20 protein-coding genes are annotated in these 20,483 nt (G+C 58.8%); 2 read left to right on the top strand and 18 right to left on the bottom strand.

Translation table 11 applies throughout. The features are described 5' to 3' along the window. Positions 1 to 6: 6 nt before the first annotated feature. The 13 genes from hfq to AC1DY9_RS04615 form a co-directional block, all read right to left on the bottom strand. Positions 7 to 276, bottom strand: coding sequence for an RNA chaperone Hfq (hfq, locus tag AC1DY9_RS04675; RefSeq protein ID WP_411883131.1), 270 nt, complete (start codon positions 274 to 276; stop codon positions 7 to 9). Between the two features lie 51 nt (positions 277 to 327). Then, entirely contained in the window at positions 328 to 1,671 is a 1,344-nt protein-coding gene (der, locus tag AC1DY9_RS04670) for a ribosome biogenesis GTPase Der (protein WP_457280675.1), read from the bottom strand. A 29-nt stretch (positions 1,672 to 1,700) separates the two neighbouring features. Then, positions 1,701 to 2,855 carry an outer membrane protein assembly factor BamB gene (gene bamB / locus AC1DY9_RS04665; protein WP_457280674.1) on the bottom strand — a complete coding sequence of 385 codons (1,155 nt, stop codon included), beginning with the start codon at positions 2,853 to 2,855 and terminating at the stop codon, positions 1,701 to 1,703. Next, a complete protein-coding gene (locus tag AC1DY9_RS04660; RefSeq protein WP_457280984.1) occupies positions 2,852 to 3,544 on the bottom strand; it encodes a YfgM family protein in 693 nt (230 codons plus the stop codon). Before AC1DY9_RS04660 ends, bamB begins: the two co-directional genes overlap by 4 nt. Positions 3,545 to 3,636: 92 nt before the next feature. Beyond that, positions 3,637 to 4,986, bottom strand: coding sequence for a histidine--tRNA ligase (gene hisS / locus AC1DY9_RS04655; protein ID WP_457280673.1), 1,350 nt, complete (start codon positions 4,984 to 4,986; stop codon positions 3,637 to 3,639). A 5-nt stretch (positions 4,987 to 4,991) separates the two neighbouring features. Next, positions 4,992 to 6,269, bottom strand: a complete 1,278-nt coding sequence (ispG, locus tag AC1DY9_RS04650; protein ID WP_457280672.1) for a flavodoxin-dependent (E)-4-hydroxy-3-methylbut-2-enyl-diphosphate synthase — start codon at positions 6,267 to 6,269, stop codon at positions 4,992 to 4,994. Further along, the gene (locus tag AC1DY9_RS04645; protein ID WP_477665911.1) at positions 6,269 to 7,279 is read right to left on the bottom strand and encodes a RodZ domain-containing protein; all 1,011 of its coding nucleotides are present in this window, start codon (positions 7,277 to 7,279) and stop codon (positions 6,269 to 6,271) included. The genes ispG and AC1DY9_RS04645 overlap by 1 nt, the downstream gene beginning before the upstream one ends. Continuing rightward, positions 7,272 to 8,081: a type IV pilus biogenesis/stability protein PilW gene (gene pilW / locus AC1DY9_RS04640; RefSeq protein ID WP_457280670.1), complete on the bottom strand. Its 810-nt coding sequence runs from the start codon at positions 8,079 to 8,081 to the stop codon at positions 7,272 to 7,274. The genes AC1DY9_RS04645 and pilW overlap by 8 nt, the downstream gene beginning before the upstream one ends. Next, positions 8,078 to 9,226 carry a dual-specificity RNA methyltransferase RlmN gene (rlmN, locus tag AC1DY9_RS04635; protein ID WP_457280669.1) on the bottom strand — a complete coding sequence of 383 codons (1,149 nt, stop codon included), beginning with the start codon at positions 9,224 to 9,226 and terminating at the stop codon, positions 8,078 to 8,080. The genes pilW and rlmN overlap by 4 nt, the downstream gene beginning before the upstream one ends. A 79-nt stretch (positions 9,227 to 9,305) precedes the next feature. Continuing rightward, positions 9,306 to 9,731 carry a nucleoside-diphosphate kinase gene (gene ndk, locus AC1DY9_RS04630; protein WP_457280668.1) on the bottom strand — a complete coding sequence of 142 codons (426 nt, stop codon included), beginning with the start codon at positions 9,729 to 9,731 and terminating at the stop codon, positions 9,306 to 9,308. 125 nt (positions 9,732 to 9,856) lie between these two features. After that, positions 9,857 to 11,467: a pseudouridine synthase gene (locus AC1DY9_RS04625; protein ID WP_457280667.1), complete on the bottom strand. Its 1,611-nt coding sequence runs from the start codon at positions 11,465 to 11,467 to the stop codon at positions 9,857 to 9,859. 3 nt (positions 11,468 to 11,470) lie between these two features. Then, complete coding sequence (gene scpB, locus AC1DY9_RS04620) at positions 11,471 to 12,244, bottom strand: SMC-Scp complex subunit ScpB (RefSeq protein ID WP_477665910.1); 774 nt, start codon at positions 12,242 to 12,244, stop codon at positions 11,471 to 11,473. A gap of 124 nt (positions 12,245 to 12,368) precedes the next feature. Beyond that, complete coding sequence (locus tag AC1DY9_RS04615; RefSeq protein WP_457280665.1) at positions 12,369 to 13,403, bottom strand: RluA family pseudouridine synthase; 1,035 nt, start codon at positions 13,401 to 13,403, stop codon at positions 12,369 to 12,371. A gap of 17 nt (positions 13,404 to 13,420) precedes the next feature. On the opposite strand from AC1DY9_RS04615, the gene AC1DY9_RS04610 reads away from it, so the two are divergent. Further along, on the top strand, positions 13,421 to 14,245 hold the full coding sequence (locus AC1DY9_RS04610) for an outer membrane protein assembly factor BamD (RefSeq protein WP_457280664.1): 825 nt from the start codon (positions 13,421 to 13,423) through the stop codon (positions 14,243 to 14,245). On the opposite strand, the gene AC1DY9_RS04605 is transcribed toward AC1DY9_RS04610, so the two are convergent. Both AC1DY9_RS04605 and AC1DY9_RS04600 read right to left on the bottom strand, forming a co-directional pair. Next, on the bottom strand, positions 14,208 to 16,214 hold the full coding sequence (locus tag AC1DY9_RS04605) for an ATP-dependent DNA helicase (RefSeq protein WP_477665909.1): 2,007 nt from the start codon (positions 16,212 to 16,214) through the stop codon (positions 14,208 to 14,210). The genes AC1DY9_RS04610 and AC1DY9_RS04605 overlap by 38 nt on opposite strands. Next, positions 16,214 to 16,417: a DUF465 domain-containing protein gene (locus AC1DY9_RS04600; RefSeq protein WP_457280662.1), complete on the bottom strand. Its 204-nt coding sequence runs from the start codon at positions 16,415 to 16,417 to the stop codon at positions 16,214 to 16,216. Before AC1DY9_RS04600 ends, AC1DY9_RS04605 begins: the two co-directional genes overlap by 1 nt. A gap of 82 nt (positions 16,418 to 16,499) precedes the next feature. On the opposite strand from AC1DY9_RS04600, the gene AC1DY9_RS04595 reads away from it, so the two are divergent. After that, the gene (locus AC1DY9_RS04595; protein WP_457280983.1) at positions 16,500 to 17,285 is read left to right on the top strand and encodes a PP2C family protein-serine/threonine phosphatase; all 786 of its coding nucleotides are present in this window, start codon (positions 16,500 to 16,502) and stop codon (positions 17,283 to 17,285) included. Here the strand turns inward: AC1DY9_RS04595 and AC1DY9_RS04590 are convergent. From AC1DY9_RS04590 to lpdA, 3 genes are read right to left on the bottom strand one after another with little or no spacing between them, the layout of a single operon-like run. Next, positions 17,274 to 17,933, bottom strand: coding sequence for a hypothetical protein (locus AC1DY9_RS04590; protein ID WP_457280661.1), 660 nt, complete (start codon positions 17,931 to 17,933; stop codon positions 17,274 to 17,276). The two genes, AC1DY9_RS04595 and AC1DY9_RS04590, sit on opposite strands and share 12 nt — an antisense overlap. Further along, positions 17,930 to 19,033: a cell division protein ZapE gene (gene zapE, locus AC1DY9_RS04585; protein WP_477665908.1), complete on the bottom strand. Its 1,104-nt coding sequence runs from the start codon at positions 19,031 to 19,033 to the stop codon at positions 17,930 to 17,932. Before zapE ends, AC1DY9_RS04590 begins: the two co-directional genes overlap by 4 nt. A 19-nt stretch (positions 19,034 to 19,052) precedes the next feature. Continuing rightward, complete coding sequence (gene lpdA / locus AC1DY9_RS04580) at positions 19,053 to 20,480, bottom strand: dihydrolipoyl dehydrogenase (RefSeq protein WP_477665907.1); 1,428 nt, start codon at positions 20,478 to 20,480, stop codon at positions 19,053 to 19,055. Positions 20,481 to 20,483 lie beyond the last annotated feature (3 nt).

Raw genomic sequence — 20,483 nt, 5'->3', positions numbered from 1 at the left:
ACGAACTCAGCTGGCGGGGCTTTCTTCAGACTCGTTGGTCGCGAAATTTACGGCGCGACCTGGAACGATGGTGGAAATCGCATGTTTGTAGACCATTTGGGTCACAGTGTTGCGAAGCAGAACCACATATTGATCGAAGGATTCGATCTGGCCCTGCAATTTGATCCCGTTGACGAGATAAATGGAAACAGGAACATGCTCGCGACGCAAGGTGTTGAGAAATGGGTCCTGCAAGAGCTGGCCTTTGTTATTGCTCACGATATTTTCCGTGTTCAAAAGTTAATAGAACTTGACCTTACCACAGGGCGTGGCCCGGGTCATGTAGTCCTAGGCCGATTCCTTGTCTTTAAAGGGGTTGTGGGAGCTCTTCATCTGGATACGCAGCGGCGTGCCGACCAGGTCAAATTCCTTGCGGAAACGTCCTTCCAGATAGCGTTTGTACGACTCGGTGACATGCTCGAGCGAATTGCCGTGGATGATGATGATGGGTGGGTTCATGCCGCCCTGATGGGCATAACGCAGCTTGGGGCGGAAAACACCCGAGCGCTGGGGTTGCTGGAACTGCACGGCTTCCAGCAGTAGCCGGGTGAGCACCGGTGTGGACATCTTGCGGTTGGCCGATGCATGGGCCTGAACAATCGACTTCCAGACCGGACCCAGGCCCTGCCGTTTGATGGCTGAGATTGGATGGATGGCGGCAAATTTGAGGAAACCCAACCGGGTCTCGATGGAGCGCTCGAGCAGCTCACGCTGGTAGGAGTCCACAGCGTCCGACTTGTTGATGGCCAGCACTACCGAACGGCCGCTTTCGAGGATGTAGCCGGCAATATGGGCGTCCTGATCGGTCACACCTTGGGTGGCGTCGAGCAGCAGCAGCACTACATTGGCGTTTTCGATGGCCTGCAGGGTCTTGACCACGGAAAACTTCTCGATGGCCTCAAAAACCTTGCCTTTGCGGCGCAGTCCTGCCGTGTCAATCAGCTCAAACTTCTGCCCGGCACGCTCAAAAGGCACAGAAATGGCGTCGCGGGTTGTCCCGGGCAAATCAAAGGCCACCAGGCGTTCTTCGCCCAGCCAGGTGTTGATCAATGTGGACTTCCCCACGTTGGGGCGTCCTGCCACGGCCAGACGAATCACAGAAGGATCTTGAGGCTCAGCCTCTTCGTCCGGATCCGGCAAATTGAGCGGCGCCAAGGCCATGTCAACCAGCGTGCGCATGCCTTGGCCGTGTGAGGCGGAAACCGCCAGCATCTCGCCCAGGCCCAATTCAAAGAACTCGGACAGCTGCACGCCTTCAGTCATGCCCTCGGCCTTGTTGGCAGTCAGGATGGTGGGTTTGCCCAGCTTTCGCAGGTATTTGGCAATATCGTGGTCCTGCGCACTGATGCCGGCGCGGGCGTCGACCACAAAGATGACCACATCGGCCTCCGCGACCGCCTGCCGGGTCTGCTTGGCCATTTCCTTGTAAATACCGGACGCCGCATCGGGTTCAAATCCGCCGGTGTCGATCACGATGTATTCGTGGGGTCCCAGCTTCCCGTTACCGTAATGACGATCCCGCGTCAGGCCGGCAAAGTCGGCCACGATCGCATCCCGCGTCTTGGTCAGCCGGTTGAAAAGCGTCGACTTGCCCACATTCGGACGGCCGACTAGCGCTATGACAGGTTTCATCAATCAGTTTCTGGCAGGACCGTAGGCCCTTATTGAGGCTGGAAGCCGTAAACACCACCGTTTTGCGTCACGGCGATCAGCGTATTGCCAGCAAGCACGGGCGTTGCCGCAATGGCTGAGCCATCGGTAGGCAGGCGATTGAGCAGTGAGCCGTCTTCGCGGGAAAGCAGGTGGATGTAGCCGGAAAAATCGCCCATGGCGATAGAGCGCCCGACGACCACCGGCGCCGTGAGGCTGCGGTAGCGCAGGCGGTCGGTGGACCACGCACGCTCACCATCGGTGCGGCGCCAGGCGTTCACAGTGCCATCAGCTTCCGTGCCGAACAGCAGGCGATCGTCTCCATCAATGCCCTGTACACCATTGGCCGGCTTGGCCCACAACAGGTTGCCGCGCACAGCGTTGACGCATCCAACGCTCGCCTGGAACGCCCGCGCGCAAACGATATCGCCCTGCCGGCTGACACGTCCCACCAGGTCGACGAGCCGCTCCACGTCATTGACGCCGCGAGGCGTGGCAATCGGCGCCTCCCAACGGATGCTACCGTTGGACGGGTTAAGACCCACGAGGCGTCCGGCCAAACCGACGACCAGCGTATCGCCCACCGCCAGCATGACGCCGGACTGACGAAGCACCAGGGGCTCGTTGGGCCGCTGCTGCGCCCAAAGCTTGCGACCCGTCAGCCCGTCAAAGGCCGTGACCGAACGGTCTGCGGCCAGGACAAATACCCTCAAGCCAGCCACGAAGGGAGCGGAAAATGCCTGGGCGCCCAGCTTTTGGCGCCAGAGTTCCTTGCCATCCTGCAACGCGATGACTTCATTGGCCTTGGTTACCACGGCAACGACCTTGCTGTCGTTTCCAGCACCGGCGGCCAAGGGTGTATTCAGCGCAAGGCGCCAGAAATCGCGGCCAGTTTGGGCATCCAGCAAAGCCACTGTGCCGTCACCACTGGCCACTGCCACGGTGTTGCCCGAAACCCCCATCTCAAGCGGGAAGTTCACCTGCCCCACGCGGGTGGTCCATATCTGGCGCGCAGACACCAATCCAGTGACCGGCTGAAGTTCCGCGGGTTGCGGTTTTGCAGGACCGCCACCGAAAAAGGAACAGCCACTCAGAATCGCTATCAAAACAATAGCTGCCGGCGCACGCACCGCTTGGACCAGAGGCCTAAAAGATTGATAAATCATTTCTTCACCTCTTTATTTGATGGCGCATCGGCCTTGGTTGTCCCTGCGCTGGGATCAACCCCCAGCGCGTTGAGCTTGACCTCAACCAGACGCCGGTACTCGGAGCGCTCGTCAAGCCCCTTGTAAGCCTTTTCGTATTCACTTTTCGCCTCTGACTTCTTTCCCTGCGCTGCCAGAATATCGCCACGCCGGTCGGCGACCAATGCCGTGAAGTCCTTCGGAAATGGGCCCGAAACCTGCTGCAGGGCCTCGTCGTAAGACTTCTTCTCAATCAGCAGCCCCGCCAGGCGCAACCGGGCAATGGCCTGATAGCCCTCATCAGAGGCTTTTTCAGCGACCCAATTCAGGGCAGCACGCGATGCGTCGACATTGCCTTTGTCGTAATAAGCCTTGGCGGCAAGCAGTCCCGCCTGTTGCGCGTACGTTGTCCGGCCAAAACGATCCTTCATGTCGGCCAATGAGCGGTCAATTTTTGCCACGTCACCGGACTGCACAGCGCGCTCGACTTCGTCATACATGACCGAAGCCTGGGCTGCCTGGTTACGCTGCCAGTACTGGTATCCGTTCCATGCGGCAAAGGCGCCAAGCACCACAATCAGGGCCCAGGTGATCATGTCACCGTACTGCTTCCAGAAGTGCTTGAGCTCGTCAAGCTGTTCCTGTTCTTCCAAATCGAGATGTTTTGCCATAAAAGTCTTTGTTCTGCCCCGGAAATGGTGCGGATTGAGTTGGGGTGATTGTAGAGGCCCGGCCAGCACTCCAAATGGCCGGCCGTGGCGGCTCAGCCGCGCAGGCTGTGAGCCCAGGCCATGACATCCCCCAAGGGCTGGAGTGCCTGGGCCTGCAAGGCTTGGTCTTTTTCGCCCCGCAGGTGTTTGACGGCAACACAGCCTTGAGCGAACTCGGTTTCGCCAAAAATCAGGGCGTAGCGCGCACCGCTACCGTCAGCTTTCTTGAACTGGGACTTCATGCTGCCCATGCCATCGCCTGTGCCGGCGTGCATCTGCACGTTGATGCCAGCAGCGCGCAAGGCTTCGCAGGTTGCCATCACGGTTGGCATCATCTCGGCAGACGGAACGATCACGTAGACGTCGGGGCCGCTCACCGGCGGCAACACGCCCACCGCCTCAAGCAGAAGCAGCATTCGTTCCACACCCAGGCCCCACCCTACCGCAGGCGTTGGCTTGCCGCCAAGCTGCTCGAACAGGCCGTCGTAACGGCCACCGCCGCAAACCGTACCCTGTGAGCCAAGCTTGTCGGTGACCCATTCGAACACCGTGAGGTTGTAGTAATCCATGCCACGCACCAGGCGCGGATTAATGCGATAGGCCAGCCCTGCCGCGTCGAGCACCGCGCGCACCGCGTTCAGGTGCGCCAGCGAGGCCTCGCCAAGGAAGTCCATGAGCTGCGGAGCGGCTTCCACGACGGATTGCATGGCAGGATTTTTGGTATCGAGGATGCGCAACGGGTTGCTGTGCAGCCGGCGTTTTGCATCTTCGTCAAGCACGCCGGCATGCGCCTCAAAGTGCGTGATCAGCGCGGCACGGTGCGCCATTCGCTCGCTGGGCTGGCCCAGGCTGTTCAGTTCGAGCCGCACGTGCTCCATCGGAATGCCCAGGTCGTGCAGCAGCGCTCGGCACATGAGAATTTGCTCGGCATCCACATCGGGTCCGGCAAAGCCCAGCGCTTCAACGTCGATTTGGTGAAATTGGCGATAACGCCCCTTCTGTGGCCGCTCATGACGAAACAGCGGCACCGCCGACCAGACCCGTATCGGCCCGTTGTACAGCGCGTTGTGTTCGATCATCGCGCGCACAATACCGGCAGTAGCCTCAGGGCGCAACGTGAGCCGGTCGCCATTCATCGAATCGACAAAGGAATACATCTCCTTTTCGACGATGTCGGTCACCTCGCCAAGACCACGCACAAACAGCGCGGTCGGCTCGACGATCGGCGTGCGTACATTGGCGTAGGCATAGCGGGCCATCAACGCGCGCACCTTGGCTTCGAACCACTCCCAACGAGCCGACTCCTGCGGCAGGATGTCGTTCATCCCCTTGACGCCTGTCAGTTTTTTCACTTTGGCCACGGCGGATTTTTCTACCGGGCCGGTAGCTGCTTTTTCAACCATGGGTGTTACGCAGCTTCAGCGACGGTGTGCGTGCCAAAGCGTTTTTCAATGTAGTTTTCAACAATGACCTGGAATTCCTGCGCAATGTTGTCGCCACGCAAGGTCAGTCTTTTTTCACCATCAATAAACACCGGTGCGGCCGGCGCCTCGCCGGAGCCGGGCAGGCTGATGCCGATATCGGCATGTTTGCTTTCACCCGGTCCATTGACGATACAGCCCATGACGGCGACCTTGAGCCCTTCGACGCCGGGATATTGTTCGCGCCAGACAGGCATCTGAGCACGCAGAAAATCGTCAATTTGCTTGGCCAGCTCCTGGAAGGTCGTACTGGTGGTACGTCCGCAACCTGGGCATGCCGTCACACTGGGCACAAAGGTCCGCAAACCAAGCGCCTGGAGAATCTCTGACGCAATAACCACCTCCTGGGTGCGGGCCTCACCCGGCTGGGGTGTTAGGGAAACGCGAATGGTATCGCCAATGCCTTCTTGCAGCAGGATCGATAACGCCGTGGCAGAAGCCACCGTGCCCTTGGTGGCCATACCGGCTTCCGTCAGCCCCAGGTGAAGCACGTGATCTGTGCGCCGGGCCAATTCTCGATAGACCGAAATCAGGTCCTGAACACCGCTTACCTTGCAGGAAAGGATGATCTGGTGACGAGGCATTCCCATTTCTTCAGCGCGCCGGGCGGAATCGATCGCGGACGTAATCAATGCTTCATACATGACTTGCCTGGCATCCCAAGGGACTGCACGCGCACTGTTCTCATCCATCAAGCTGGCCAGCAGTTCCTGATCAAGGCTGCCCCAGTTCACACCGATACGCACTGGTTTTTTCCAGCGCATGGCAACCTCTATCATTTGGCCAAACTGCCGGTCACGTTTGTCGCCCTTGCCAACATTTCCAGGATTGATGCGGTATTTGGACAACGCCTCCGCGCAAGCGGGGTAATCCGTCAACAACCTATGGCCGTTGTAATGAAAGTCCCCTATCAGTGGAACGTCGATCCCCATCCGATCGAGTTGCTCACGCACATGCGGAACAGCCTGCGCCGCTTCCGGCGTGTTGACGGTGATGCGAACCATCTCGGAACCCGCCAACGCCAGTTCCTTGACTTGAATCGCGGTACCAATGGCATCCACCGTGTCGGTATTGGTCATGGACTGGACGCGCACCGGCGCATCACCGCCGACAGTCAAAATACGGCCGCCCCATGACACCTGTGACTGGAGAGAGCGCCGCGCTTTGGGAAAAGCGGACTCGATCGGGAGGCAACCCTTCGTCATTATTTCACCTCAAATCGGGCAACATTGTCCCTGGCCACGCTGCTCAGATCAAAAGCCTGACCGCGCACCTGCACTTGCGTCACATCTGCCTTACCCACCACGGCGGCCAGTGGCAACGCCCCGGACGCCCCAGCGACCTCTCCGGCGGTCAGAGTACGGCGCAGCACAACCGTTCCCTTGGCATCCGTCACCTCCACCCAGGACTCGCCTCTGGCGCGAAAAGTCACGATACCCGCCGGTGCCGCTGGCGATACAGGTGCAGCAACACCACTTGCCACTGGCACCGGAGCAGGCTGAACGGCCGGACCAGGTAGAGAGGTAGTTGTCGTCACAACAGGGCCGGCAGAAGAGCCGGCAACCGTGGCAGCACCGGTGCCTGAAAAAGTCTCATGACTCTGCTCTGTGGGAAAAACAGGCTTGGCGTCGTTTACCAATCCTCCGCCCGTCATCGCCACAGCTGCGGGCAGCGGTTTGGCGGCCTCGGCACCGCCAGCTTGCATCTCGCTATCACTCTGACCCTTCGTGGCATCCGGCTTGATGACTGGCAGGAAAATCAATACCAGAGCACCAAGCAACAACGCCAGGCCAGCCAGCACTGCAGGCTTCGAAACCTGGGTCCACACAGCAGGCCGGGGGCCTTCCCCTGGCGAGCGAAACGGTGCATTGATGCCAGCACCTTGGTATATCAGCTTGGGGGCGCTGGTTTGAGGCAAGCGTTCAAGCACAGGGGCCGCATCCAGTTTCAGGCTACGGCACACGCTGGAAGCCAGGGCCCGAACAAAAACAGCATCCGGCAGCAAGTCAAAGCGATCCAGCTCCAGCGCTTCGAGTTTTTTTACCGGAACCTTCAAAGATACTGCGAGGGCCGCGATATGGATGCCTGCAGCCTCTCTTGCCTCACGAAGCAGTGTGCCTGCCGTGGGCTCGAAGTCAGTACCCCGGTCAACGCCAGACGCAGCCATTCCAGATATGGCCTCCCCAGCCGATGCAACAACGTCAGCGTCACTCATTGAACGCCCCTTTGTCATAAGCAGCAGCCTCCCGGGACTGCGCAAAACGCTTTTTTAGCTGATCACCGAGCTGCCGTACCGTATCCCGGTTGTTTAATTTACGCTCGATTTTGATGCCTAGCCACAGGGTTTCAGCATTTGCAAGATCACTGTTGTTCAGTCGTCGTATGTAAAACTGCGCCCGAGTTAGATCGCCACGATCGTTCAAAAGACTAGCCAGGTTGTAACCAGTAACAGGATTTCCTGCATCCAATTCATAAGACTGCAGGAGGCTTTGCTCGGCTTCTGCATGCTGTCCAGCACGAACCTGACAAACCCCCTGCGCCATCAGCGTTTTGGCCTTGCCTGCGTATGTTGGGTTCGCCACGGCCTGGGCAAAGAACCGAGAAGACTCGTTATAGCGTCCTTGCTGGCACATCAACCATCCATAGTTATGCGCAACATCCGCATCGCGGGGATTCAATGCAAGAGCCCTGCGAAAACTATCCTCAGCCAGAGGAATATCGTTAAGACGCATGTACACCAGTCCGCGCAGGTTGTAGGCCTCCGCAAAAGTTGGATCCGTGGTCAGCGACTGCTTGATTTCGTCGAGAGCCACATTGGTTTGCCCCTGTTCGAAGTAGCCCGAAGCCAATTCAAGCCGAAGACGCGCACGCCTGCGCTGATCAGGCTCGTCTGATTCCGTAATAATGTCAGTGCGGTTGCCCGGAGACCCTGGAGCGCCTGCGTGATTGGCGCATCCTGCGAGCAATACTGCCAGCCAGCAGGCTGGAACCCAGATCATATTGGCGCGAAATCTCATGTACCCATCCCTTTGGCCACTACGACCTTGATTCCCCCGAGCATACCTTGCCGCTGCGCCGCCATGCGCTGATCCACACCTGTGCGGTCCTGTACATCGCCAGCCAGTTGCCCGCAAGCTGCATCGATATCGTCCCCCCGGGTTTTTCTGACGGTTGTCACAATACCCGCATCCATCAGGATTTTCGCAAATGCCATCACCTGCGGCATGTCAGAACGCTTCAACCCCGAAGCCGGAAATGGATTAAAGGGAATCAGGTTGAATTTGCAGGAGAGCCCTTGCGCTGCCTGGGCCCGAACCAGCGATACGAGCTGACGCGCATGCTCTGGCTGGTCGTTCACACCATCGAGCATGCAATACTCAAACGTGATGAAGTCCCGGGGTGCCGATGACTGATAGCGGGTACAAGCCGCAAGCAGTTCGGCTATGGGGTATTTTTTATTCAAAGGCACAAGGTTGTCGCGCAGCCCATCTTCCGGTGCATGCAGCGATACAGCCAAGGCTACCGGGCAGTCCCCGGCCAACCGATCAATCATGGGCACAACGCCCGATGTCGATACCGTCACCCGTCGGCGTGATAGGCCATAACCATGGTCGTCAAGCATGACCTTCAGGGCTGGCAGGAGCTGCGAGTAGTTCTGCAGGGGCTCACCCATGCCCATCATGACGACGTTGGAAATCACCCGTTCATCCCTGCCTAGATGTTGCCGCAGGAAATGCTCGGCAAACCATAGCTGGGAAACGATCTCTCCCGTGGTCAGGTTACGGCTGAAACCCTGATGACCCGTGGAGCAGAACCGGCAACCAACAGCACAACCGGCCTGCGAGGAAATGCACAATGTTCCTCGGTCGGTTTCGGGAATAAAAACAGTTTCAATGATATCGCCTGCACCGACATCAAATAACCATTTGATAGTGCCATCGGCGGAATCGTGCCGGGAAACCACCGTGGGGCTTACGACCTGAGCTGATCCTGCCAGCTTGTCGCGCAGGGATTTTGCCAAATCCGTCATTTGCCCGAAATCCGCAACCCCTTTTTGGTGGATCCAGCGGAAAAGCTGTGTGGCGCGAAAACGCTTTTCACCAAGCTGCCCACAAAAGGCCGCCAAACCATCCAGATCGTAGTCAAGAAGGTTGGCAGTCATCGCAGTAGAGAACCGACTGAACTGCCCCAAGCAAGCGACGGCCCTGGCTGGGTGTAGCAAAGCATGGGGCGAGACATAGTTAACGCGAGTAAACGTTCATGCCGGGAAAGAAGAAAGCAATTTCCACCTTGGCCGTTTCAGCGGCATCCGAACCATGGACGGCATTGGCATCAATGCTGTCTGCGAAATCCGCACGAATGGTGCCGGCGGCAGCCTTCTTCGGATCGGTAGCTCCCATCAGATCACGGTTTTTCAGGATGGCGCCCTCACCTTCCAGCGCCTGGATCATGACAGGACCGGAAATCATGAAGGAAACCAGGTCCTTGAAGAATGGGCGCTCTTTGTGCACCGCATAAAAAGCCTCAGCCTCGCCTTGCGACAAGTGAGCCATCCTGGCGGCCACAATCTTCAAGCCAGCAGCTTCAAAACGCGCATAGATTTGCCCAATGACGTTTTTCGCCACGGCGTCGGGTTTGATGATGGAGAGAGTGCGCTCGATTGCCATGAGATTTCCTTAACTTAAATTTTTTGGAGTCGTAAATTATTCAAAAATTTGAATAAAGCCCATGATTTTAACCTGTAGGCGTATTGGCTCAAATCAACCTTGCGGTTTGAGGTGCCTCTGCGGGGTCATCGATTTCCGCCACGGCTCCCACCGCCGCGATTGCCGCCCCCCCGGTTTCCACCACCGGCACCGCCGCGGCGCGGTCCACCGGTACCGTTTCCGCCCGTACCACCGCCCCCGCGACGCTGCTGACCCTGGCCTTGCCCCTGTCGCTGCCGGGTAAAAGTGTCCGCACCGATATAACCAAATGAGGTTTTCATAGGATCGGGCTGCGCTCCTCCGGCAGCTTTGTCACCACGGTCATCCCGCCGTTTTTGTCCCTGTACTCCATTGCCGTTGCCTTGCGGCTGGCCGGTCCTAAAACCACCACCCGGATTGCCGCCCTGGTTGCGCCCCTTGCCACCGCGGCGCCGGTTTCCACGGGATGCAGAATCGTTAAGATTCAGCGGCGGTTGCAACTCATGTGGATCATGAATCTCCTGATCGTCCCCCGATCCGCCTTGTACCGGCGCTTGAGATGCTTCGCTGTTTGGCGCTGACGGCCGTCCGCGGTCCCCGCGCTGTCGTTCGTTTCGGCGCGGTCCCCGTCTCGGTGGCTCACCCCCCTCCCCATGAATGCCGGCTCCCTGCGCCCCCTCAAGCACTGCGCGAGATTCAGAACGGGTCAAAGCGTTTGTCAGGGCCCAAATATCGCGCTCATCAAGCTCGACAAACGCGCCACGCTTAAGGCCGCGCGGGAGAACCATGGCCCCATAGCGGATGCGAATAAGGCGGCTGACAGCGTGCCCCACTGCCTCAAACATCCGTCTGACCTCGCGGTTACGCCCCTCGGAAATGGTGACCTTGTACCAGCAGTTAGCGCCTTCCCCCCCTCCGGCTTCAATGGAGCTGAACTGGGCCATGCCGTCATCCAGGTTCACACCTTCGAGCAGACGTTTTTTCTCTTCGTTACTGAGCGCACCGAGCACACGGACAGCGTACTCACGCTCCAGGCCGAAACGCGGATGCATCAGCTTGTTGGCCAATTCACCCGAACTGGTCAGCAGCAGAAGGCCCTCCGTATTCAAGTCGAGGCGACCGACCGATTGCCACTTTCCCTGGAACAGCTTGGGTAAACGGCGAAAAACGGTCGGACGGTTTTGCGGGTCATCATGCGTGACCACCTCTCCGGTGGGCTTGTGATAGGCAATCACCCTCGGCGGCGGTGGGTCGATACGCACCCGGATTGGCTTGCCATTGACTTTGACCGTATCGCCAAACTGGATGCGTTGTCCTATATGGGCAGGCTCAGCGTTGACCGAGATTCGCCCCTCCAGAATCAGTTGCTCCATCTCCAGCCGTGAACCCAGCCCCGCCTGGGCAAGCACTTTGTGCAACTTGGGGGTTTCGGGCTGGGGCGCGAGCACTCGCTTGGGCAATGCCAAGGCAACGTCTTCCTCATCAGCATCGAATTGCCCCGTCACGACATCCTCAAACCGGATGGCACCCGGGGCTGGGGCGTTGCGGCCGGCTGAAGGCCGCGGCGCTGGAGCACGGATGGCTTGCGCGGGGCCGGACTCGGAGCGTGCTATTGCTTCCGGCAAATCTTGCAAGGCTTGCTCCTCTATGAGCACCTTGTCCTGCGGCTCACGAGGTGTGTCCGCAGATTCGGAAGCAGGAGGGTCTTGTTGGGTCATGATTTACATTCGGGTGGGCTCATCGCCACCGGTCTCATTGCTCTCAAGAGGCTCGGTATCACTGTCGCCAGCGACCTCTGATTGCGTGTACAGAGTTGGCGCCTCGGCGATCTCACCAATCTCAAACTCTTCAACCGTGCCTGACACGGGCTCCAGCACAGCAGGCTCAAGCCGCTCAACATCTGTACCATCCGCGTCCGCCTCCGGCTTGCCCGCAAGTTCAGAGATGCCAAACTCAATCTGCTCGAGCATCGGAAGCTGATTCGGGCTGTCGTCCATCACGGGAAGCTGGTCCAGCGACTCGACCCCAAGGTCGTCAAGAAACTGCCGGGTGGTGGCATAAAGTGCCGGCCGGCCGACAGTTTCCCGATGGCCGATCACCTCCACCCACCCGCGGTCTTCGAGCTGCTTGAGGATCATGCTGTTGATCGTGACTCCCCGGATGTCCTCCATGTCACCGCGCGTCACCGGCTGACGATACGCAATGATGGCCAAGGTTTCCAGTGTGGCACGGCTATAACGCGGGGGTTTTTCGGGGTGCAGCCGGTCCAGATATTCACGCATCTGCGGCCTGCTTTGAAAGCGCCATCCCGTCGCCACGTGAACAAGTTCCACGCCACGACCAGACCAATCGCTTTGCAACTCCTCAAGCACCAGCTTGAGGCTGTCCGCAGTCAATACCCCGTTAAACAGAACTCCCATTTCGCGCAGGGGCAATGGTTGCTGCGCGCAAATAAGTGCTGTTTCGAGGACGCGTTTTGCATCCGTCGTATTCATGATTGTGGTCGTTCCGAAAAAAAGCGGAAAAAAAGGCCGGGAAAACGTGGGTTCGGCGCTTGGCGCGCAGGGCACCCAATACGCAATCTCCTGATCAGGATGCCATGGTGCAGGTAGCTGAAAACTACTGGATTTGATTGTATATCAGGCCCAAACCGGAAATAGCGGCCTGAAGGTCGGCCGGAGGGTCCGACCGGAATTCCATCACTTTGCCAGTCACCGGATGCTCGAATGCCAGCCGGCACGCATGCAGCGCCTGACGGCCAAGCCCAGGAGCAGGAGCCCCCCCGTACAACTCGTCGGATACCAGGGGATGGCCAATGAAGGCCATATGGACCCGGATTTGGTGCGTGCGACCGGTGTGCAGCTTGCATTTGACCAGGCAGTGCTCACCGGCACTTTGAAGCAGCGACACCATAGTGGATGCCGACTTCCCGGCATTCTTTTCCAAGTCCACCACGGCCATCCGCAAACGGTTGCGTGGATCCCGCCCAATGGCAGCTTCTACCTGCCGGGTTTTCCCGCCCAGCCAGGCACCGTGGGCCAGTGCGACATATTCCCGGCTCACGTCGCGGGCGGCGATCAGGCCGACCAACTGGTCCATCACCGTCCGCTGCCGGGCGACCACCATCAAACCGCTGGTGTCTTTATCAAGGCGGTGAACAATGCCGGCGCGTGGCAGGAAGACGGCCTGCGGATCATGCGCGAGCAAGCCGTTCAACAAGGTCCCGCTCCAGTTGCCGGGCGCCGGATGCACAACCAGCCCGGCAGGTTTGTTGATCACCATCAGGTAAGCGTCCTCGAACACGATGTCCAGTGCCATCGCTTCAGGCCTGAATGCCTGGCTTTGCGGCGTTGGACGCAACTCAATGGCGAGTTCATCACCAGCCTTGACCTTCGTGGATGTCTTGGTGACTGTAGAGCCCCCGAGTTTCACCATGCCTGAGTCGATCAACTGCTGAAGATACGTGCGCGAGAACTCGGGCACAATGGCGGCCAACGCGCGGTCGAGACGGCTGCCATGGCTTTCGACCGGGACAGCTACCTGCCGCAACTCCACCTCGACAGCCGTATCGCCCTCCTCCAGCGCCTCATCGGGAACCTCCTCAGGCGCAGTAGCGCCCGATATAATCAATTTGCTTTGTTCTGAATCAGTCATCAAGAAGGTCGATTGCAATGTTTTCCACCAAATTATCGGTTGTTCCCAATGCAATGCCGCTTTTTGCAGCCGTTTGCGCTTTATCTTTTGTGATTGCCGGATGCTCGAGCACCCCTGCGCCCGACAAGACGGCCACATGGAGCCCCAACAAGATTTACGCCGAAGCAAAGGATGAGGCCAGCGGCGGGGCCTATGACAAGGCGATCCCGTTGTACGAAAAACTGGAAGGCCGTGCTGCAGGTACCCCCCTCGCCCAGCAAGCGCAGCTTGAGAAAGCTTATGCCCAGTACAAGGGAGGAGAACAAGCCCAGGCCATCGCGACATTGGACCGGTTTATGAGACTGCATCCGGCCAGCCCGGCCCTGGACTATGCGCTGTACCTCAAAGGCCTGGTGAACTTCAATGACAATCTCGGCATTTTCGGGTTTATCTCCCGTCAGGACTTGTCCGAAAGGGACCAAAAAGCAGCCAAGGAATCCTTTGAGTCATTCAGGGACCTTGTGACTCGCTTTCCAGAGTCAAAATACTCGCCGGATGCCCGTCTGCGGATGAGCTATATCGTGAACTCGCTGGCCCAATCCGAAGTGCATGTCGCGCGGTACTATTACTCAAGGGGTGCCTACGTGGCGGCAATCAACCGTGCGCAGAGTGCAATCGCCGACTACCGCGATGTACCCGCATTGGAAGAGGCTACCTTCATTCTTTATAAGTCCTACGAAGCGCTGGGTATGGTTGAATTGCGTGACGATACCCGCCGTATCCTCGAAAAGAGCTACCCGCAAAGCGAATACTTAAGCAAGGGATTCAAGTCGGGAGACAATCCTTGGTACAAGTTCTGGTAAGAGCTTCCAGCCGGTCGAACAGCTCCTCCTCGGATGCCAACCGCCGCATCGGCGGAAGAGCTCTCAGCAAACGCCGCCCATAACCCATGGTTGCCAGGCGGCTGTCGCACACCACCAACACCCCCTGGTCACTTTCTCGGCGTATCAGACGCCCGGCACCCTGCTTGAGAGCCACCGCCGCCTCGGGCAGAAAATAGTCGTTAAAAGCACTGCGTCCTTGTGATTCGAGGAGCTTTGAGCGCGCCTCTGCCAGCGGGTCGTTCGGAGGAGGAAAAGGCAGCTTGTCAATGACAACCAGTTGAAGCGCGTCGCCAGGCACGTCAATGCCCTCCCAAAATGACGCCGAAGCCACCAGCACGCAGCCTTTGCCGCCTTTGGCATTGCCTTCTCGGAAGCGTTCAATCAGCACACGCTTGGGCATGGCCCCCTGAACCAGCACCTCCATGTCCGGCGAATTCAGAAAAACCTCTCTGAGTGCATCACCAATGGTGCGCAAAGCCCGCAGTGTGGTCGTCAAAACCATAGTGCGCCCCCCGAGACGTCTCGACCATCTGGCTGCAGCTTCGGCGACTTTCATGGTGTGCGCGGGGTCTCCCGGTTTGGGGAACACCCCAGGCACATATAACGCGGCCTGCCTCTCGTAATCAAAAGGACTTCCTACCCGCAAGACCTCGGCATCCTCCAGCCCGCAAGGCTTGGTAAACCAGCTGAGCTTGTCGTCATCTCCCAGTGTGGCAGAAGTGAATATCCATGACTTTGCCGAGCCGGCGGAAGCGCCCAGCACTTTGCTTTTCACCGCCTTCGAAATATCCAGCGGCGATTCGACCAGCCGGAGCTGGGTTCCCACGTCAGCCCAGCGCACGCAGCCCGCCTCGCATGCCTGAACGAAGCGCTGGGCGCGTTCCGCAAGCTCCTCGGCACGCTCATGGAGGCGAACGAAATCAGGCGCGATTTCACTGACCGTATCCAGGGCGGCAGAAGCCTGCTCGCAAGACGTGTAAATGACTTGCAACGCACTGGTCCACTCAGCCGCATTCAACCCCTCCGGAGACTCACCCACCCATCGCAGTTTGGTGCCTGGGTACTGTTTCCCGGCACACAGACGCAGCTCGCGCGCAGCGTGCTCGACGGTCGACACCACCTCCTGCCAGTCCACCAGCCCGCGGGCCAGCTGCAGGCCAGTTGCCAGCATGTCCCTTGCAAAATCAAGAAGCTGGCCCGTGGTCAGGTTTGTTCCCAGAAATTGCACACCGGTCTCGTTGAGCTGGTGCGCTTCATCGAAGATGGCGATGCGCACGGAAGGCAGCAACTCAGCGACGCCGGATTCGCGCACCGCCAGATCGGCAAAGAACAGGTGGTGGTTGATCACCACCACGTCGGCAGCCATGGCCTCCCTGCGGGCCAGGTTCACATGACAGGCCCGAAAACGCGGACAGGTGGCGCCCAGGCAGTTTTCACGCGTGGAGGTCACCAGAGGAATCATCGGCGAACGTTCGTCCAGCCCCGGGAGTTCGGCCAGGTCGCCGGTGCGCGTGAGCTTGGACCATTCTTCAATTTTGGCCAGGGCGCGCACGGAAACGCCGTCGGGCAAATAAGCCTCCTGACGCGCCATTTCCATGCGGTGCAGACACAGGTAGCTGGCCCGCCCCTTGAGAAGCGCCGTGCTGACCGGAAGACCCAGCGCCTCCACCAGGCGCGGCAAATCACGACCGAAAAGCTGGTCTTGCAAGGCCTTGGTCGCCGTCGACAACAACACACGCTCGCCGCTCAGCAAAGCGGGGACCAGGTAGGAAAAAGTTTTACCGACGCCGGTGCTGGCCTCGACCACCAAGGGGTATGCACCCTCGATGGCACGCGCCACGGCCAGGGCCATTTCGGTCTGGCCGCTGCGAGGCACAAAATGCTCAGCGGCACGCGACAGGACGCCTCCCGGCGCGAAGGCCTCTTCGACTTCAATCGCAAGGGTCATCAAGCAGGCTCTGGGGGATCCAGCGACAGCTCAAGCTGTGCAATCTGGTCACGAAGCTGCAAACGCCGCTTTTTGAGGCGCCTGAGCAACAACTCGTCAATGGGAAAGGCGTGCGCGGTCAGGTCCACCAGCGCATTGAGATCGGCGTGCTCCATTTTGAGTTCGATCAGCTGGCGTTCCGGGGAATGTAGATTTAAGTCCAAGGTTTTTATCCGTACACGCTGCTTCGCTTGATAATACGTCGATTGCGACCATAAATCGAGCTCGCGCTTGAACGACCACACAATGTCCAAAGGTTATCGAATCACAGCGTCCACCGGTATCCATAAAGGCGATCGGGACTACCAGCAGGATCAGGTCAACCTGTTCAGTCACTCACGCATTCCCGGCTGCATGCTGGGTATCGTGGCGGACGGTATGGGAGGCCGTAGCGGGGGGCGCAAAGCCTCCGATCAGGTCATGTTGACGGCCAAGCAGCTTTTTGAACGTTATGCCCCGGAAACGGACGATGCGCCTGCGATGCTCAAGCAGGTCATTGAAGAGGCCCATATCGTCATCAAATTGACTGCGATCTCGGCTGAGCAGGAACCGCACAGCACGCTGGCGGCATTTCTGATCAACCCGGGTGGGGACTGTCACTGGGTACATACCGGAGACTCCAGGATCTACCATTACCAGGGCAGCAAGCTGGTACACAGGACGGTGGACCATTCGTATGTGCAGACTCTGGTGGACAAAGGCGAGATTACTGAGGAAGAAGCCAATGTTCATCCGCAGTCAAACATCCTGATGGGTTGCCTGGGTACGGAAGATGCGCCACCTATTACCCACCATTTCATCCCGCAACTCCGGCCTGAAGACGTCCTGCTGGCTTGCAGCGATGGGGTCTGGCACTATTTCAGCACCAGTGAAATGGGCTCAGCCCTGTCCATGCTGTCACCCCGTGAAGCCACTGAATTCCTGATTCAGAAAGCACGTTCCCGCGCGCGAGGCGGCGGTGACAATCTCTCGCTGGTGATTGTCAAACTCGAGCCTTTGGCCGCTGAGCCACCGGCCCGCTTAGTCGGGTAAGGGTAAGGACTTCGCTGGCGGCTTGGTCTGCTTCAGACGATCTCTTTCATGCTGGGCTTTGCGCTCCAGCGCCTCCTTTTGGCGGTCGTTGAATTTTTTAGCCTCTTCCGCTGCAACAGCCTGCTTTTCGCTTCTGGACTGGGATTTTTCCTGACCGCTTTTTAATCTGGCAGCGTTCGCGTCACTACTACCTTGCTCACCTGCCTTGGCCGCCGCACGGTCTTCGGTTTTCTTTTTTTCCCGCTCAAGACGAGACTGGGAGTCTTCCAGAGCCTTCGCCCGACGATCCGCGGCTTCCTGCTGTTTCTCCGGTGACGATTTTTCTTCCGTTTTACGGATCTGCTCCGCACCCTTGATGCGGCGTTCCTCGTCATTGAGCGACAGCTCTTGCCGGCGAAGGTCTGCCATGGCTTCGCGCCGCCGGTCATTGACTTTTCCCAGGCAGCTGTTGACGGCAAACCGGTCGTAGCAGGCTGCATCCTCAGCCAAAAATCCCGCTTCCAGCCTGTTGCGTTCGGCGCTGATTCTCGTCCGCTCGGCATCAATGCTTCGCATCTGGTCAGCGGGTGCAGCCGTCTCGACCGTGGACTGCGCATTCGCGAGCACGCTTAAAGCGATGAGAAAACAGGCGGTAACCAGATGCTTCATGTGAGTGTTGTATCCACGTTTCTGCGTTCAAGCGCCAGGAATTCCTTTGACTGCATTTCGTTGAGCCGGGAAACCGTACGGGGGAATTCGTGTACCAGCGGCCCCTCGGTGTACAACGCCTCAGGAGCGACTTCTGCCGACATGATCAACTTGACCCGGCGGTCATACAGCACATCCACCAGCCAGGTAAACCGCCGTGCCTCCGACGCCATACGCACCGGCATATGCGGTACATCGCTTAGCAGCACGGTATGAAACTGCGTGGCTATTTCCAGGTAATCGTTTTGCGAACGCGGACCACCGCACAGCGTCTTGAAGTCAAACCAGACGACTCCCCCCGCCTTGCGCCTGGCCTGGATTTGCCTGGACTCAATCTGCAATACCGGGTTCTCATCCTGAGACTCTGCCAGCGCATTAAAAGTTTCAGTCATTTCAGCATCGGCCTGAAGGCCTAGCGGGGTGTGATAGAGCTTCGCCTGGGCTAACGTGCGCCCGCGGTAGTCCGTCCCGTTGTCAACACTGATGACCTCCAGCTTGGCCTTCAGGAGTTCAATGGCCGGGAGAACACGGTCGCGATGCATGCCATTCGGATACAGCTCGTCCGGCTGAAAGTTGGAAGTTGTGACAAAGCCGACTCCATTGTCAAACAGCGCCGACAACAGACGATGAAGAATCATTGCGTCGGTGATGTCCGCCACATGAAACTCGTCAAAGCAGATGAGCCGGTATCGCTTCGCAATGCGCCGGCCCAGCTCATCCAGCGGATTCGCCGTACCCTGAAGGTCCTGCAACTCCCGGTGCACCTCGCGCATGAACTCGTGAAAGTGCAGCCGTACCTTGCGCCTGAGCGGGACAGCCCCGAAAAAGCAGTCCATCAAGAAACTTTTTCCCCTGCCAACGCCTCCGTGCATGTACACGCCACGAGGGATATCAGGCCGGTTTATCAGCTTCTTGATGGCATTGGAGCGCTGCTCCTTGAACGCCGCCCACTCAGAGGCGCAACGCTCAAGCGCTTCGACTGCCCGCAACTGGGCAGGATCGCTTTGATAGCCCCGCGCCGCAAGTTCGGCGTCGTACGCCGAGCGCACCGGTTGATTCACCGACTTCTTGCCTGCATGCTCAGAAGTTCAAGGTGCGCTTGTCGACTGCCAGCGCGGCTTCCTTGGTCGCTTCGCTCAGGGACGGATGGGCATGGCAGATGCGGGCAATGTCTTCACTGCTGGCCCGGAATTCCATGGCCACCACACATTCGGCGATCAGTTCGCTGGCCATCGGACCGACGATGTGCACGCCGAGAATTTCATCCGTCGCGGCATCGGCCAGCATCTTCACCATGCCAGTCGTGTCACCCAGCGCGCGTGCGCGGCCATTGGCCATGAACGGGAAAGTCCCTGCCTTGTATGCCCGGCCGGCAGCCTTGAGCTGCTCTTCGGTCTGGCCCACCCAGGCGATTTCAGGGTTGGTGTAGATCACCCAGGGAATCGTGTTGAAGTTGACGTGACCATGCTGCCCAGCAATGCGCTCGGCAACCGCAACGCCCTCTTCCTCGGCCTTGTGCGCCAGCATGGGGCCGCGTACCACGTCGCCGATAGCCCAGACATTGGGCAGGCTGGTTTTGCATTCCTCATCCACCACCACGGCGCCGCGCTCGTCGAGCTTCAGGCCAACGGCTTCAGGGTTCAGGCCCTGGGTGTTGGCTACCCGGCCAATGGAGATGATGAGCTTGTCCACTTCCAGGGTCTGGGCTTCGCCCTTGGCATCGGTATAGGCAACACTCACACCTTTCTTGCCGCTCTTGATCTCGCCGACCTTCACGCCGAGCGCGATTTTCAGACCCTGCTTGTCGAATGCTTTCTTTGCTTCCTTGGCGATCTGCTGATCGACTGCGCCCAGGAACGTCGGCAGGCCTTCCAGTACCGTCACGTCTGCACCCAGGCGGCGCCAGACCGAGCCCATTTCCAGGCCGATCACGCCGGAGCCGATCAGGCCCAGCTTTTTGGGCACGGCGCCGATGCGCAGTGCGCCGTCATTCGACAGGATGTTTTCCTCGTCAAATGGTGCCCCCGGGAGAGCGCGGGCGTTGGAACCCGTGGCCACGATGATGTGCTTGCCGGAGATGGTTTCCTCAGCGGCACCGGCGACCTTGACGTCATAGAGGCCGTCTTTTGCAGCGACAAAGGAGCCGCGGCCGTGAAAAAAGGTGACCTTGTTCTTCTTGAACAGGTAGACGATGCCGTCGTTGTTCTGCTTGACGACCGTGTCCTTGCGGGCAAGCATCTTCGTGATATCCAGGCCGAGGCCTTTGACCTCGATGCCATGATCGGCAAAGTGGTGGCTGGCGTGGTCGAAATGTTCGGACGATTGCAGCAGCGCCTTGGACGGAATGCAGCCCACGTTGGTGCAGGTGCCACCCAGGGCCGGGCCACCTTTGGCGTTCTTCCATTCGTCGATACAGGCGACGTTGAAACCCAGTTGGGCGGCGCGAATCGCGGCAATGTAACCGCCGGGGCCGCCACCGATGACGATGACGTCGAATTGTTTAGACATATT

The sequence above is a fragment of the Polaromonas sp. P1_F6 genome, assembly GCF_056405695.1.
Note: the sequence above shows the minus strand (reverse complement) of the source record. Positions and strands in the feature narration are given on the sequence as shown.

What these genes read in the sequence shown, in the direction of transcription:
- der (WP_457280675.1), bottom strand. Translation starts at nt 1,671, where the DNA reads ATGAAACCTGTCATAGCGCTAGTCGGCCGTCCGAATGTGGGCAAGTCG.
- bamB (WP_457280674.1), bottom strand. Translation starts at nt 2,855, where the DNA reads ATGATTTATCAATCTTTTAGGCCTCTGGTCCAAGCGGTGCGTGCGCCG.
- AC1DY9_RS04660 (WP_457280984.1), bottom strand. Translation starts at nt 3,544, where the DNA reads ATGGCAAAACATCTCGATTTGGAAGAACAGGAACAGCTTGACGAGCTC.
- hisS (WP_457280673.1), bottom strand. Translation starts at nt 4,986, where the DNA reads ATGGTTGAAAAAGCAGCTACCGGCCCGGTAGAAAAATCCGCCGTGGCC.
- ispG (WP_457280672.1), bottom strand. Translation starts at nt 6,269, where the DNA reads ATGACGAAGGGTTGCCTCCCGATCGAGTCCGCTTTTCCCAAAGCGCGG.
- AC1DY9_RS04645 (WP_477665911.1), bottom strand. Translation starts at nt 7,279, where the DNA reads ATGAGTGACGCTGACGTTGTTGCATCGGCTGGGGAGGCCATATCTGGA.
- pilW (WP_457280670.1), bottom strand. Translation starts at nt 8,081, where the DNA reads ATGAGATTTCGCGCCAATATGATCTGGGTTCCAGCCTGCTGGCTGGCA.
- rlmN (WP_457280669.1), bottom strand. Translation starts at nt 9,226, where the DNA reads ATGACTGCCAACCTTCTTGACTACGATCTGGATGGTTTGGCGGCCTTT.
- ndk (WP_457280668.1), bottom strand. Translation starts at nt 9,731, where the DNA reads ATGGCAATCGAGCGCACTCTCTCCATCATCAAACCCGACGCCGTGGCG.
- AC1DY9_RS04625 (WP_457280667.1), bottom strand. Translation starts at nt 11,467, where the DNA reads ATGACCCAACAAGACCCTCCTGCTTCCGAATCTGCGGACACACCTCGT.
- scpB (WP_477665910.1), bottom strand. Translation starts at nt 12,244, where the DNA reads ATGAATACGACGGATGCAAAACGCGTCCTCGAAACAGCACTTATTTGC.
- AC1DY9_RS04615 (WP_457280665.1), bottom strand. Translation starts at nt 13,403, where the DNA reads ATGACTGATTCAGAACAAAGCAAATTGATTATATCGGGCGCTACTGCG.
- AC1DY9_RS04610 (WP_457280664.1), top strand. Translation starts at nt 13,421, where the DNA reads ATGTTTTCCACCAAATTATCGGTTGTTCCCAATGCAATGCCGCTTTTT.
- AC1DY9_RS04605 (WP_477665909.1), bottom strand. Translation starts at nt 16,214, where the DNA reads ATGACCCTTGCGATTGAAGTCGAAGAGGCCTTCGCGCCGGGAGGCGTC.
- AC1DY9_RS04595 (WP_457280983.1), top strand. Translation starts at nt 16,500, where the DNA reads ATGTCCAAAGGTTATCGAATCACAGCGTCCACCGGTATCCATAAAGGC.
- AC1DY9_RS04590 (WP_457280661.1), bottom strand. Translation starts at nt 17,933, where the DNA reads ATGAAGCATCTGGTTACCGCCTGTTTTCTCATCGCTTTAAGCGTGCTC.
- lpdA (WP_477665907.1), bottom strand. Translation starts at nt 20,480, where the DNA reads ATGTCTAAACAATTCGACGTCATCGTCATCGGTGGCGGCCCCGGCGGT.